Consider the following 14,785-nt stretch of genomic DNA (forward strand, 5'->3'; position numbering starts at 1 on the left):
TCAGCGCCGATGGTAGTTGGGGCTTTGCCCCTGTGAGAGTAGGACGTTGCCAGGCAAGTAAAAAGACAATCCGTAAGGGTTGTCTTTTTTTTTTGCAATAAGTAAAAGCAAATTGCTCTAAGTAACCGTTTGTATTTGCTCTTTAACAAGTTATACAAATTAGTAGGCAACTACATCTAAAAGTAGCGGCACTTTAATATTACCGGCCTCTGTAGAGGCTAAACACCTCATCCCAATTCCATCGTTACGTTTTTTATCCACTTTACTTCTGTCTCACCTCTTGATATCTGATGTCTGGCTCAAGATTTAGGGTATATAAACTTTTATTTACTAGAAAACTAATTTTAATCTCAGTTGTTCGTAACCGCTTGTTCGGTATGGCCAACTTTTATCCAAAGATCATAGTTTCTTATGAATGCCGCTTTAAGGATATCATACTGATGACTTCAAATGCTGCGGTTGTAGAATGTAAGGGATATATGAGAAGAAAGGAGAATCGAGATAATTTTTTTAAACATTAATAACACCCTTTTACCTATATTCGTTTTTTGTTATTCTGTACAAATAAATAAGAATAATCATGAAATCTAAAATAAATCTGTGGTAAAGTGTTTGAAGTGTCAGAATAAGGAGGATTCAAATTGTTAGAAAATAGTATTATGATGGTAGTCATTATCCTAATTATTAATATTGTTTATGTCTCTTTTTTTACGATAAGGATGATTTTAACCTTAAAAGGACAGAGGTATTTAGCTGCCTTTTTAAGTATGATTGAAGTGGTTATATATGTGCTGGGCCTTGGACTCGTATTGAATAACTTAAATGAAATCCAGAATCTGATTGCGTACGCAGTAGGATATGGAATTGGTGTTATCGTTGGGATGAAGATTGAAGAGAAGCTTGCACTAGGTTATATTACGGTTAATGTAATCACAGCGGAATACGATAAGGATCTCCCTAAGCTTTTAAGGGAAGAAGGTTTTGGTGTAACGGATTGGGCTGCACATGGACTGGAAGGGAATCGAATGGCGATGCAGATCCTTACTCCACGAAAATTTGAATTAACGTTATATGATAGGATTAAAAGTATAGATCCCAAGGCCTTTATTATTTCTTATGAACCAAAATCAATTCATGGCGGCTTTTGGGTGAAATCAGTGAAAAGAGGGAAGTTGTTTTCATGAGCAAAAAGAAGCTTCAATTTGAGGTACAAGAGAATGAAAGTATTGAGGAGTGCCTGAATAGGATGAAACAGCAGGGATATGCTCCAGTACGCCGTACAGAGAAGCCAATTTTTCAAGAGGTAAAAAAGGCAGGCGAAACTATTTATGAGCCCGTTGGACGTCAAATTGTCTTTGAGGCAAGGTTAATTGAGTAAAACACGAACATTATAGTGACTTTTAAAAATAATGTTCGACAAATTTGTTGACAGCCTAAGGTGAAGGTTGGTAATATAGAGCTATCGGATTAAACAATAAATTTTTACCCTCGTATATCCATGGGAATATGGCCCATAAGTTTCTACCCAATAACCGTAAATTATTGGACTATGAGGGAAAGTCAATATGTTCGGTAAAGAGGGCTTGTCCCTTACTTTACTATGAGTAATCATGCCCGGACAAATGGCTTTCTCTTAAACCAGAGAAGCTATTTGTTACGGGCATTTTATTTGCCTTAAAAAGGGGGATCTTAGATGACTGCTGTTGTTGGTGTCATTATGGGGAGTAAATCGGATTGGGAAACCATGAAAAATACATGTGAAGTATTAGACCAGTTAGAGGTCGCTTATGAGAAAAAGGTCGTTTCCGCACATCGTACACCAGATTTAATGTTCACATATGCAGAAGAAGCCAGGAACAGAGGATTAAAGGTTATTATCGCCGGAGCCGGCGGTGCAGCCCATCTGCCTGGGATGGTGGCAGCTAAGACGACTTTGCCTGTTATCGGTGTTCCTGTTCAAACTCAGGCATTAAAGGGGATTGATTCCCTGCTGTCGATCGTCCAAATGCCAGGCGGCGTACCAGTTGCCACAGTGGCCATTGGAAAAGCTGGAGCCGTTAATGCCGGATTATTAGCTGCACAAATCCTTGCAACAGAGGATCAGGAGCTGGCCGGAAGATTAGAAGCAAGAAGAGAAGCCACTAAACAAGAGGTGCTGGAAAGTAGTGATCAACTTGGATAAACACACAATTTTACCAGGCGCAACGATTGGAATCATCGGCGGGGGACAGCTTGGGAGAATGATGGCTTTGGCAGCAAGGGCTCAGGGCTTCAGGATTGCGGTTTTAGAACCGACATCTGACTCACCGTGCGGGCAGGTGGCGGATGTAGAAGTAATCGGCGCCTACGATGACCGTAAGGCGATTAGCCGTTTGGCAGAAGTCAGTGATGTAATTACGTATGAATTTGAAAATATAGATGCAGAAACGTTACGCTGGATTTGTGATCAAGCCTATGTGCCGCAAGGACCAAAGTTACTAACAATCACGCAGGATCGGATTAAGGAGAAAGCGGCCATCCAGCAAGCGGGTGTGGAAGTAGCTCCATATGCGGTGATTACCACCTATCAGGATTTACTTTTAAAAATAACTGAAATTGGGTACCCCGCAGTGTTAAAAACTTCAAGGGGCGGTTATGATGGAAAGGGCCAGCTGGTGATTAGAGAAGAGCAGGACCTAGAGAAAGCAGAGCCGCTTTTAAGTCACGGAGATTGTGTGTTAGAGAAATGGATTCCATTTGAAAAAGAAATCTCGGTGATTGTGACACGCAGGCTTGATGGGGAAACAGCGATTTTTCCAGTAGCTGAAAATATTCATAAGGAAAATATCTTACACAAAACGATTGTTCCAGCGCGTATTTCAAAGGCTACTGAGTTAGATGCGATTCAAAAAGCAAAGAAGATTGCTGATTCACTAGAGTTGGTCGGAACGCTGGCGGTCGAGATGTTTGTTAATGAGGACGGATCGATTTTTATTAATGAGCTGGCACCGCGTCCGCATAATTCTGGGCATTATACAATTGAGGCCTGTGAGACATCACAGTTTGAGCAGCATATCAGGGCGATCTGCGGCTGGCCGTTAGGAAGTACGGAGTTGTTAAAACCGGCCGTAATGGTCAACCTATTAGGGGAGCATCTAGAAAACCTGTATGAAGAAATTCCCGAATTGAACGGTTGGAAAGTTCATTTGTACGGTAAGAAGGAAGCGAAGATTAAACGCAAGATGGGGCATGTGACCATTCTACGAGAAAATGTAGAAACAGCTCTTAATGAAATTGATGAAAGCAGCATCTGGGAAGCTGTCAAAGAAAAGATCGGGGGATAAATCAATGATTGATCGTTATACTAGACCAGAAATGGGAGCTATTTGGACGGAGGAAAATCGCTTTAATGCTTGGCTGGAAGTAGAAATTCTAGCGTGTGAAGCATGGGCAGAGTTAGGGGAAATCCCAAAAGAAGATGTGAAGAAGTTACGTGAGAATGCTTCCTTCAATATCGACAGAATCCAGGAAATCGAAGAGGAAACAAGACATGATGTGGTTGCCTTTACTCGTGCCGTTTCAGAAACACTGGGTGAAGAACGTAAGTGGGTACATTATGGCTTAACTTCAACAGACGTAGTGGATACAGCATTATCCTATCTCTTAAAGCAAGCTAATGCGATTTTATTAAAAGACATTGAAAACTTCATTGAGATTTTAAAAAATAAAGCCATTGAACATAAGTTAACAGTTATGATGGGCCGGACCCATGGAGTTCATGCCGAACCGACCACTTTTGGTTTGAAAATGGCTTTATGGTATGAAGAAATGAAACGCAACCTTGAGCGTTTTAAGCAGGCAGCTGCAGGTGTTGAGTTTGGTAAAATCTCTGGTGCGGTCGGAACCTATGCAAACATTAATCCATTTGTTGAGCAATATGTTTGTGAAAAATTAGGAACCAGCCCAGCGCCAATTTCAACACAGACCCTACAGCGTGACCGTCATGCTCACTATATGTCTACACTTGCGTTGATTGCGACATCAATTGAAAAGTTTGCGGTTGAGGTTCGCGGCTTGCAAAAGAGTGAGACACGTGAAGTAGAAGAGTTCTTTGCTAAAGGTCAAAAGGGTTCTTCCGCTATGCCGCATAAACGGAATCCAATTGGTTCAGAAAACATGACAGGATTAGCACGTGTGATTCGCGGCCATATGTTGACTGCTTATGAAAATGTGCCGTTATGGCATGAGCGTGATATTTCCCATTCATCTGCAGAGCGGATTATCCTTCCGGATGCGACAATTGCCTTGAACTATATGCTTAACCGCTTTGGTAACATCGTGAAAAACTTAACGGTGTTCCCAGAAAATATGAAGCGCAATATGGACCGTACTTTAGGATTGATTTACTCGCAGCGTGTCTTACTAGCTTTGATTGATAAGGGCTTATCTCGTGAAGAGGCTTATGATACGGTACAGCCTAAAGCGATGGAGGCATGGGAAAAGCAAGTTCCATTCCGCAGCTTAATTGAAGCTGAAAATAAGATTACCACATTGCTTTCTCCAGAAGAGATTGCGGATTGCTTTGACTATAATTACCATCTCCAGCATGTTGATACGATTTTTGACCGATTAGGGTTAAATGGATAATTAAATAAATGATGAAGGGCGAGGTCTGCCCTTCTTATGTCAGAAAAGTTCCCAATATTAAGAATAGAGGTGCAATAAAATGAGCGAAATGCTTTACGAGGGCAAAGCCAAACGGATTTTCACAACAGATGATGATCAAATTGTACGTGTTCAATATAAAGATTCAGCCACTGCTTTTAACGGTCAAAAGAAAGAGACTATTACGGGAAAAGGCCGTTTGAATAACGAGATTACTAGTTTGTTATTTTTAAAGCTTAAAGAAGAGGCAATCGATTCCCATTTTATCAAGAGAATTTCAGAAACTGAGCAGCTGGTAAAGAAAGTCACGATTATTCCTCTTGAAGTGGTTGTTCGTAATGTTGCAGCAGGGACACTTTCGAAGCGTTTGGGAATGGAAGAAGGTAAGGAGCTGTCAGCACCAATTGTTGAATTTTATCTAAAAGATGATGAGCTTGGAGATCCGCTTGTAACGGTTGATCACATTCTTGAATTAAAAGCAGCTACCGTCAAAGAACTTGAAATCTTAAAGAAAAATGCGCTTCAAATCAATACAGTTTTATCAAGCTTTTTCAATGAACTAGGGATTCGCTTAATCGACTTTAAACTCGAGTTTGGCAAAGACAGTGAAGGAATTATTCTTCTTGCAGATGAAATCTCTCCAGATACCTGCAGATTATGGGATAAAGAAACCAATGAAAAGCTCGATAAGGATGTATTCCGCCGGGATTTAGGAAGTTTAACAGAAGCCTATGAAACTATTTTAGCGAGATTGGGAGGACATCAACATGTATAAAGTTAAGGTGTATGTAACATTAAGAGAAAGTGTTTTAGATCCACAGGGGAAAGCCGTTACGCATTCCTTACATTCTTTAAACTACAAACAGGTAACAGATGTCCGCATCGGGAAATTCATGGAGTTGACGATTGAAAAGTCAGACCGTGATATCAATGAAGTAATCAATGAAATCTGTACGAACCTTTTAGCTAATCCGGTTATTGAAGATTACCGTTATGAGGTAGAGGAGTGTGTGACACAGTGAAGTTTGCGGTGATCGTATTCCCAGGATCGAATTGTGATGTTGATATGTTTCATGCGGTTAAGGATGAACTTGGCGAAGAAGTGGAATATGTTTGGCACGATACTGATAATTTAGATGAATTTGACGCGATTTTGCTGCCAGGAGGGTTCTCTTATGGGGACTACCTGCGCACAGGTGCAATTGCCCGTTTTAGCAGGGTAATGAAAGAGGTAATAAAGGCAGCAGAAGCCGGGAAGCCAGTTCTTGGTGTATGTAATGGATTCCAGATTCTACTTGAAGCAGGTTTGCTTCCAGGCGGAATGAGAAGAAATGAAAGTCTATCGTTCATTTGTAAGCCTGTTGAGTTAAAGGTCGAAAACAATCAGACGATGTTTACAAATGCATATGGCGAAGGGGAAAGCATCATGATCCCTGTCGCGCACGGAGAAGGAAATTATTATTGCGATGAAGAAACACTAGCGAAATTGAAAGCAAATAATCAAATTGCTTTTACTTATAATCAAAATCCGAATGGAAGTCTTGCGGATATCGCAGGAATCACCAATGAAAAAGGCAATGTCCTAGGCATGATGCCGCACCCGGAAAGAGCGGTTGATGAGCTTTTAGGCGGTGCCGATGGTTTAAAAATGTTTCAATCGATTGTAAAAGCTTGGAGGGAAGCACATGTTGTCAACGCTTGAACCAAATCCTACTCAGATTAAAGCAGAAAAAGTATATCAGCAAATGGGTTTGACCGACGAAGAATTTGCACTGATTGAAAACATTCTTGGCCGCACACCTAACTATACCGAAACAGGTCTTTTCTCTGTTATGTGGTCAGAACACTGCAGCTACAAAAATTCAAAACCTGTCTTGAAAAAGTTCCCAGTTACAGGTGAACGCGTTCTTCAAGGTCCTGGAGAAGGCGCTGGTATTGTTGATATCGGTGACGAACAGGCGGTTGTTTTTAAAATCGAAAGCCATAACCACCCATCTGCCATTGAACCTTATCAAGGAGCAGCAACTGGTGTAGGCGGGATTATCCGTGATGTTTTCTCAATGGGAGCTCGTCCGATTGCGATGTTGAACTCACTACGTTTTGGTGAATTAGATTCTGACCGCGTACGTTACTTGTTCAAAGAGGTTGTAGCAGGGATTGCCGGCTATGGAAACTGCATCGGGATTCCAACGGTTGGCGGCGAAATTGGGTTCGATCCATGTTATGAAGGAAACCCACTAGTTAACGCAATGTGTGTTGGACTCATTGACCATAAAGATATCAAAAAAGGGCAGGCACATGGTGAAGGAAATACGGTTATGTATGTGGGTGCAAAAACAGGACGTGACGGGATCCATGGTGCAACATTCGCCTCTGAAGAATTAACAGAAGCATCAAGTGAAGATCGTCCAGCGGTTCAGGTTGGCGATCCGTTTATGGAAAAACTTTTGTTAGAAGCATGCTTAGAATTGATTCATTCTGATGCCCTTGTTGGTATTCAAGATATGGGTGCAGCTGGACTGATTAGTTCGTCTGCTGAGATGGCTAGTAAAGCTGGAATGGGACTTGAGATGAATTTAGATCTAGTTCCACAGCGGGAAACTGGCATGACAGCTTACGAAATGATGCTGTCTGAATCTCAAGAGCGTATGCTGATTGTTGTTAAAAAGGGCAGAGAGCAGGAAATTGTTGATCTTTTTGAAAAGTACGGCTTAGAGGCAGTAGGCATCGGAAAAGTTACTAGCGATAAACAGGTTCGCCTTTTCCATAAAGGAGAAATCGTTGCCGATGTTCCAGCTGATGCACTAGCGGAAGATGCACCGGTTTACCACAAGCCGTCTAAAGAACCAAGCTACTATGCAGAATTCCAAGCGATGGAAAACGAAGTTCCTCAAGTGGAAGACTTAAAAGAAACATTAGTAGGTCTTTTAAGCCAGCCAACAGTGGCTAGCAAAGAATGGGTTTATGAACAGTATGACTATATGGTACGTACAAGTACAGTTGTTGCACCGGGATCAGATGCAGCGGTTGTAAGAATCCGTGGTACTCGTAAAGCCCTGGCGATGACAACCGATTGTAATTCCCGCTATGTTTATCTGGATCCGGAAGTGGGCGGTAAAATCGCGGTAGCGGAAGCAGCGCGTAATATTATTTGTTCTGGTGCAGAGCCTTTAGCGATTACGGATAACCTGAACTTCGGTAACCCAGAAAAACCAGAAGTGTTCTGGCAGATTGAAAAAGCAGCAGATGGCATGAGTGAAGCCTGCCGCGTGTTGGAAACACCGGTTATTGGCGGAAACGTGTCTTTATATAACGAAACAAGCGGTACAGCGATTTATCCAACCCCAGTTGTTGGCATGGTTGGTTTAGTAACGGATCTTGATCATATTACAACACAAGACTTTAAGGAAAACGGCGACCTTATTTATCTAGTAGGAGAAACAAAGGACGAATTCGGCGGCAGTGAACTGCAAAAGCTTCTGAACGGACGTGTATTTGGTAAGGCTCCTGAATTAGATGTAAATGTTGAAAAAGAAAGACAGAATCAAGTACTTGCGGCGATTCGTGCAGGTGTTGTGCAATCTGCTCATGACCTATCTGAAGGCGGTCTAGGTGTGGCAGTTGCTGAAAGTCTATTCGCAAATGAAAAGCTTGGTGCAGAAGTAACTATTACAGGAAATTCTGTCTCTGCCTTATTCAGTGAGACTCAATCACGTTTCCTATTAACCGTAAAACCAGAACATAAGAATGAGTTTGAAAGCTTAGTAGATGCAGTACAGATTGGTACTGTCACTGAAACCTCAACATTGGAAATCAAAAACGATGATGCATCTGTGCTCGTTGCTTCAGTAGAAGAACTGAAAGCTGCTTGGAAAGGAGCTATCCCATGCTGCCTGAAATAAAGGGATTAAATGAAGAGTGCGGTATCTTTGGTGTCTTTGGACACCAGGATGCTGCACAGTTAACCTATTATGGACTTCATAGCCTGCAGCACCGCGGCCAGGAAGGAACGGGTATTGTTGTTTCCGATGGACAAAAGCTTACAGGCGTAAAAGGCGAAGGATTAGTGTCTGAAATTTTTACAGCCGATGCCATGAAGGAATTAGAAGGCAGTGCTGCGATTGGTCATGTTCGTTATGCAACAGCTGGAGGCGGCGGTTATGAGAATGTTCAGCCGTTATTGTTCCATTCACAAACGGGCAGCCTTGCGCTTGCCCATAATGGCAATCTAGTTAACGCTAATTCTCTAAAGTATCAGCTTGAATCGCAGGGAAGCATTTTTCAAACGAGCTCTGATACAGAGGTTTTGGCTCATCTTGTTAGAAGAAGCGGTTATCCTCAATTAAAGGACCGGGTGAAAAATGCCTTATCGATGTTAAAGGGCGCTTATGCATATCTAATCATGACAGAAACCGAGCTGATGGTCGCTCTTGATCCGCATGGTTTACGGCCATTATCCCTCGGCTGTCTAGGGGATGCATATGTGGTTGCGTCAGAAACATGTGCCTTTGATGTAATAGGCGCTGAATATATCCGCGATATTATGCCGGGCGAACTATTAATTATTAATGAAAATGGTTTAACATCTGAGCGGTTTTCGATTAGTACGACAAAGGCCATTTGTACGATGGAATATATCTATTTTTCAAGACCTGATAGTAATATTCAAGGAATCAATGTTCATACGGCCCGCAAAAATATGGGGAAACAATTAGCGGTGGAAGCACCATTTGAAGCAGATGTCGTGACGGGGGTTCCTGATTCTAGTATCTCAGCAGCTATTGGTTATGCAGAAGCTACCGGGATTCCATATGAAATGGGTTTAATTAAGAACAGGTATGTAGGCAGGACGTTTATCCAGCCATCACAATCGCTTCGGGAGCAAGGAGTTAAGATGAAACTTTCAGCAGTTCGCGGCGTTGTGGAAGGCAAACGTGTCGTCATGGTCGATGATTCGATCGTTCGCGGAACGACCAGCAGAAGAATTGTGAATTTGTTGAAGGAAGCGGGAGCAACAGAGGTTCATGTGGTCATTAGCTCACCGCCAATAAAAAATCCATGCTTCTATGGAATTGATACCTCGACAAAAGAGGAATTAATTGCTTCTGATAAAAGCGTGGAGCAAATTAGAGAACTGATTGGTGCTGATTCCTTAACCTTCATTAGTGTTGAAGGAATGATGAAGGCACTAGGTCAAGAAGGAACAAATGGCTACTGCCTAGGTTGCTTCACCGGGAATTATCCAACAGAGATTTACCCAGATACACTACAATACTATTATCAAAAATAAGGTGGAGGAACAACCATGGCTAAAGCATATAAAGAGGCTGGCGTAAACATTGAAGCGGGCTATGAGGCTGTTTCACGAATGAAAAAGCATGTCCAAAGAACAGCACGGGCTGGAGTAATTGGCGGTCTTGGCGGTTTCGGCGGTATGTTTGATCTGTCATCACTTCAATTAAAGGAACCTGTTTTGGTGTCAGGCACTGATGGGGTCGGCACGAAGTTGATGATTGCTTTTTGGATGGATAAACATGATACGATTGGTATTGATGCAGTGGCAATGTGTGTGAACGATATCGTTGTTCAAGGGGCAGAGCCATTATTCTTTTTAGATTATATTGCCTGCGGCAGCCAAGAGCCTGAAAAAATTGAGGCTATTGTCAAAGGGATTGCGGATGGCTGTAAACAGGCTGGGTGTGCACTGATTGGCGGAGAAACAGCGGAAATGCCGGGATTATACAGCCAAAATGAATACGACCTTGCTGGATTTACGGTCGGCGCTTGTGAAAAATCACAGTTAATTACAGGTGAATCTATTAAAGCTGGTGATGTACTAATCGGGTTAGCATCAAGCGGTATCCACAGCAATGGTTATTCCCTTGTACGTAAAGTTTTTAACAATTGGTCATTGCTAGATTTTGTGGATGAACTCGGCTGTACATTAGGAGAAGAGTTACTGAAGCCTACTAAAATTTATGTCAAACCGATTCTGTCCGCATTGAAAAAGTTCCCTTTAAAAGGAATGGCTCATATTACCGGTGGCGGATTTATCGAAAACATCCCACGGATGCTTCCTGAGGGTCTTGGGGCAACGATAGAAGAAAAAAGCTGGCCGATTCCACCTGTGTTTCAATTGATTTCTTCTCATGGGCAAATTGACTATGAAGAGATGTATAATATTTTTAACATGGGAGTCGGTATGGTCGTTGCAGTGGATCGTGAAATTGCTGCCGATGTACTTCAACATTTTGAACAATGCGGTGAAAAGGCATATCAAATTGGAGTAGTGACTGACCAGGACGGGATTGAAATTAAAGGCCAAGGTGGACGGCTATGAAGAAAATAGCCGTGTTTGCTTCCGGAAGCGGCACTAATTTTCAAGCGATCATCGACGTAGTAGAGTCAGGCGCATTGTCGGCGGATATTTCCCTTTTAATCTGCGACAAACCGAATGCCTATGCCGTTGAAAGAGCCAATAATGCTAAAATTCCGAGCTTTGTTTTTCAAGCAAAAGAATACGCTAGTAAGAAAGAATATGAGCAAGCCATTTTAGCAGAATTACAGAGATATGGTGTGGAGTTCATTGTCCTAGCCGGATACATGCGTTTGCTAGGTCCAACCCTGCTTGGCGCTTATCAGGGAAGGATTGTGAATATTCATCCATCCTTGCTGCCTGCTTTTCCAGGAAAGGATGCCATCGGTCAGGCCCTTGCTGCCAAGGCGAAATGGAGCGGGGTGACCATCCATTATGTGGATGAGGGGATGGATACTGGTCCCATTATTATTCAAGAACGTGTAAGATTGGAAGAAAATGAAACAAGAGAAACTCTTCAAAATAAGATTCAGCAAATCGAACACAAACTATATCCAGAGATACTTCAAATGCTATTGACACAAGGAGATGTAATCAATGACACAAAAGCGCGCGCTTATTAGTGTATCGGATAAAAATGGAATTACCGATTTTGCGAGAGAACTAGTCAGCCTAGGGTTCGAACTAATCTCGACAGGCGGTACAAAAAAGGCCCTTCAAGATCAGGGCATCCCTGTCATGAGTGTAAGTGACGTAACAGGTTTCCCAGAAATTTTAGAGGGACGTGTAAAAACGTTAAATCCATTTATCCATGGGGGATTACTTTCTAAGCATGATAATCCTGACCATTTAAAACAGCTGGAAGAGCATGGAATTCAGCCGATTCAACTCGTTTGCGTTAATCTTTATCCTTTCCAGCAAACGATTGAAAAGCCAGATGTAACGGTGGCAGATGCCATTGAAAATATTGATATTGGCGGCCCGTCTATGCTTCGCGCTTCAGCTAAAAACCACGACTATTTAACGGTGGTTGTTGACCCAGCCGATTATACGACTGTCATTGAAGAGCTAAAATCACAGGGTACAACAACTTTTGAAACAAGAAGAAGGCTGGCGGCTAAGGTATTCCGTCATACAGCAGCATACGATGCTTTAATTGCCGAATACATGACAAACCTCGCACAAGAAGAAACACCTGAAAGCTTAACGGTTACTTATGAGTTAAAGCAGACTCTTCGTTACGGTGAAAATCCTCATCAAAAAGCTGCTTTTTACAAAAAGCCGCTAGGTTCAACATTCTCTATTGCAAATGCTGTTCAGCTTCATGGAAAAGAATTATCTTATAATAACATCAACGATGCGGATGCTGCTCTGCAAATCGTTAAAGAGTTTACGGAGCCAGCAGCTGTAGCTGTTAAGCATATGAATCCATGTGGTGTTGGAACAGGTGTAAACGTGTTTGATGCTTTCACAAAAGCATTTGAAGCAGATCCTGTATCTATTTTTGGCGGTATTATTGCGCTGAACCGCGAAGTTGACGCAGAAACTGCAGGAAAACTTCATGAAATTTTCTTAGAAATTATCATTGCGCCATCCTTCTCAGCGGAAGCATTAGCGATTTTAACAGGCAAAAAGAATCTTCGTCTGTTAACGATTCCGTTTAATGATGCGAAAAAGCCTGAGTTGAAAATGACGACAATCGAAGGCGGATTGCTTGTTCAAGAGCAGGACCGTTATACATTAGAAGATGCAACTATCACTGTTCCAACGAAGAGACAGCCTACTGAAGAGGAGTGGGAAGCTCTTAAACTTGGCTGGAAAGTGGTTAAGCATGTTAAGTCCAACGCAATCGTTGTTACTAGCAAAGATATGACGCTTGGGGTTGGCGCAGGACAAATGAACCGCGTCGGTTCAGCCGAGATCGCACTTAAGCAAGCAGGAGAAAAAGCAGAAGGAGCGGCTCTTGCATCGGATGCTTTCTTCCCAATGGATGATACCGTTGAAGCAGCAGCGAAAGCAGGGATTACAGCGATTATTCAGCCTGGTGGATCGATTAAGGATGCTGATTCGATTAAAAAAGCAGACGAATACGGAATTGCCATGGTGTTTACAGGCGTTAGACACTTTAAACATTAAGCTTTGTTGATTGTAACTATGTTGATTGGAGCGGAAGGCGCTCGACTCCTGCGGGAGTACGGGGCAGGGGAGACCCCACAGGCGCTATGGCGCCGAGGAGGCTTCCCGGCAAGCCCGCGGAAAGCGAGAGCCTGGAGCGGAAATCAACATCCAAGTTTAACACAGTCAAACATTAAAATGAGGTGTAATGGATGAAGGTACTAATTATTGGCCGCGGCGGACGAGAACATGCAATCTGCCGGAAGGTCAGCGAAAGCACATTGGTAGAAAAAGTATTTGTCGCTCCAGGAAACGCTGGAATGGTAGATGTAGCGGACTTAGTAGCGATTGATGAATCTAATCATGAAGAGCTTATTGCTTTTGCGAAAGAGCAAGAAGTAGGCTTAACGATCATCGGACCGGAAGTCCCTCTTCTTGCAGGACTGTCTGATAAATTTGAAGCTGAAGGCTTGGCTGTGTTTGGTCCGAGGAAGGCAGCAGCAGAGATTGAAGGCAGTAAGGCGTTTGCGAAGGACTTAATGGAAAAATATCAAATTCCTACGGCTGATTATGCTGTTTTTACTTCAATTGAAGAAGCACGTAACTATATCCTTGAAAAAGGGGCGCCGATCGTTATTAAAGCGGATGGGTTAGCTGCCGGAAAAGGTGTTACGGTTGCGATGACTTTAGAAGAGGCTCTTGCAAGTGTGGAAGAGATGCTCGTAGGTGCCAAATTTGGAGAAGCATCTTCAAGTGTAGTGATTGAAGAGTTTCTAAGCGGTGAGGAATTTTCGTTAATGGCTTTCGTTAATGGAGAAGTAGTGATCCCGCTTGAGATCGCCCAGGATCATAAGCGGGCGTTTGATGGGGATCAAGGTCCGAATACGGGCGGAATGGGTGCGTATTCTCCGGTGCCGCAAATCGGTGAAGACACTGTGGCGACTGCTGTTGAGACTGTTTTACTTCCAGCTGCAAGTGCAATGGTTCAAGAGGGCCGTAGTTTTTGTGGAATTTTGTATGCCGGGTTGATTAAAACGACAGCAGGACCAAAGGTTATTGAGTTTAATGCCCGTTTGGGAGATCCTGAAACTCAGGTTATTTTACCAAGATTGAAATCTGACTTGGTTCAGGTGATCTTGAGTTTATTAAATGGTGAAAGTCCAGAGCTTGAGTGGGATGAGCAGGCAATGGTCGGTGTTGTGGTTGCGGCGAAAGGGTATCCTGAGGTTTATGAAAAGGGTGCCGTGCTTAAGGGATTGTCTGATTTTAATGACGAAGTTTATACTTTCCATGCTGGTACCGTTCAAGGTGAAGCTGGTGAGTTTCTGACAGCTGGCGGCCGCGTGCTTCTTGTCGGTGGTAAGGCAGAGACTCTTGCTGGAGCACAGGAGAAGGTTTATGCGCAGTTAGCTAAGCTTGATTGTGATGGCGTGTTTTATCGAAAAGATATTGGCGCGAAGGCGATTGTACCAGTGGTTCGTTAATATTGATAAATTAGTGGAATGTCCGCATGACAGAGTTGTGCGGACATTTTCAATTCTGATCAGTTTATTAACCAAGCTTATTGAATGCTACTGACCCTTATTGCTCCGTCGACAAAAGAGCCTATTGTCTACCGACGATGCTCTTATTTGGCAAGTTCAGTCGACAATAAAGCCTATTGTCTACCGACGATGCTCTTATTTGGCAAGTTCAGTCGACAAAAGAGCC

Annotated in this window: 14 protein-coding genes and 1 riboswitch; all 14 genes read left to right on the top strand. The window is 42.8% G+C overall.

All coding sequences use genetic code 11. The annotated features are described in order from the left end of the window. The first annotated feature begins 641 nt into the window (after nt 1-641). The 14 genes from GXK58_RS16345 (at nt 642) to purD (ending at nt 14,559) form a co-directional block, all read left to right on the top strand. On the top strand, nt 642-1,184 hold the full coding sequence (locus tag GXK58_RS16345) for a DUF2179 domain-containing protein (RefSeq protein WP_160724235.1): 543 nt from the start codon (nt 642-644) through the stop codon (nt 1,182-1,184). After that, the gene (locus tag GXK58_RS16350; RefSeq protein WP_160724236.1) at nt 1,181-1,378 is read left to right on the top strand and encodes an NETI motif-containing protein; all 198 of its coding nucleotides are present in this window, start codon (nt 1,181-1,183) and stop codon (nt 1,376-1,378) included. The genes GXK58_RS16345 and GXK58_RS16350 overlap by 4 nt, the downstream gene beginning before the upstream one ends. Before the next feature lie 90 nt (nt 1,379-1,468). After that, a riboswitch (purine riboswitch) is annotated at nt 1,469-1,570 on the top strand. A gap of 123 nt (nt 1,571-1,693) precedes the next feature. Further along, the gene (gene purE, locus GXK58_RS16355) at nt 1,694-2,182 is read left to right on the top strand and encodes a 5-(carboxyamino)imidazole ribonucleotide mutase (RefSeq protein ID WP_160724237.1); all 489 of its coding nucleotides are present in this window, start codon (nt 1,694-1,696) and stop codon (nt 2,180-2,182) included. Next, the gene (gene purK / locus GXK58_RS16360; RefSeq protein WP_160724349.1) at nt 2,175-3,323 is read left to right on the top strand and encodes a 5-(carboxyamino)imidazole ribonucleotide synthase; all 1,149 of its coding nucleotides are present in this window, start codon (nt 2,175-2,177) and stop codon (nt 3,321-3,323) included. Before purE ends, purK begins: the two co-directional genes overlap by 8 nt. Nucleotides 3,324-3,327: 4 nt before the next feature. Beyond that, the gene (gene purB, locus GXK58_RS16365; protein ID WP_160724238.1) at nt 3,328-4,626 is read left to right on the top strand and encodes an adenylosuccinate lyase; all 1,299 of its coding nucleotides are present in this window, start codon (nt 3,328-3,330) and stop codon (nt 4,624-4,626) included. 79 nt (nt 4,627-4,705) lie between these two features. Continuing rightward, a complete protein-coding gene (gene purC / locus GXK58_RS16370) occupies nt 4,706-5,419 on the top strand; it encodes a phosphoribosylaminoimidazolesuccinocarboxamide synthase (RefSeq protein ID WP_160724239.1) in 714 nt (237 codons plus the stop codon). Continuing rightward, complete coding sequence (gene purS / locus GXK58_RS16375; protein ID WP_160724240.1) at nt 5,412-5,666, top strand: phosphoribosylformylglycinamidine synthase subunit PurS; 255 nt, start codon at nt 5,412-5,414, stop codon at nt 5,664-5,666. Before purC ends, purS begins: the two co-directional genes overlap by 8 nt. After that, nucleotides 5,663-6,346, top strand: a complete 684-nt coding sequence (gene purQ, locus GXK58_RS16380) for a phosphoribosylformylglycinamidine synthase subunit PurQ (protein ID WP_160724241.1) — start codon at nt 5,663-5,665, stop codon at nt 6,344-6,346. Before purS ends, purQ begins: the two co-directional genes overlap by 4 nt. Next, a complete protein-coding gene (gene purL, locus GXK58_RS16385; RefSeq protein WP_160724242.1) occupies nt 6,330-8,546 on the top strand; it encodes a phosphoribosylformylglycinamidine synthase subunit PurL in 2,217 nt (738 codons plus the stop codon). Before purQ ends, purL begins: the two co-directional genes overlap by 17 nt. Then, nucleotides 8,531-9,934, top strand: a complete 1,404-nt coding sequence (gene purF, locus GXK58_RS16390) for an amidophosphoribosyltransferase (protein ID WP_160724243.1) — start codon at nt 8,531-8,533, stop codon at nt 9,932-9,934. The genes purL and purF overlap by 16 nt, the downstream gene beginning before the upstream one ends. Before the next feature lie 15 nt (nt 9,935-9,949). After that, nucleotides 9,950-10,984 (top strand): phosphoribosylformylglycinamidine cyclo-ligase, encoded by a 1,035-nt coding sequence (gene purM, locus GXK58_RS16395; protein ID WP_160724244.1) that lies wholly within the window; start codon nt 9,950-9,952, stop codon nt 10,982-10,984. Next, nucleotides 10,981-11,583 (top strand): phosphoribosylglycinamide formyltransferase, encoded by a 603-nt coding sequence (gene purN / locus GXK58_RS16400; protein WP_160724245.1) that lies wholly within the window; start codon nt 10,981-10,983, stop codon nt 11,581-11,583. Before purM ends, purN begins: the two co-directional genes overlap by 4 nt. After that, nucleotides 11,558-13,096 carry a bifunctional phosphoribosylaminoimidazolecarboxamide formyltransferase/IMP cyclohydrolase gene (purH, locus tag GXK58_RS16405; protein WP_160724246.1) on the top strand — a complete coding sequence of 513 codons (1,539 nt, stop codon included), beginning with the start codon at nt 11,558-11,560 and terminating at the stop codon, nt 13,094-13,096. The genes purN and purH overlap by 26 nt, the downstream gene beginning before the upstream one ends. 191 nt (nt 13,097-13,287) lie before the next feature. Beyond that, nucleotides 13,288-14,559 (top strand): phosphoribosylamine--glycine ligase, encoded by a 1,272-nt coding sequence (gene purD, locus GXK58_RS16410; RefSeq protein WP_160724247.1) that lies wholly within the window; start codon nt 13,288-13,290, stop codon nt 14,557-14,559. The last annotated feature ends 226 nt before the right edge of the window (nt 14,560-14,785 follow it).

This window comes from Bacillus sp. USDA818B3_A (assembly GCF_009928415.1).
Classification (GTDB): domain Bacteria; phylum Bacillota; class Bacilli; order Bacillales; family Cytobacillaceae; genus Neobacillus.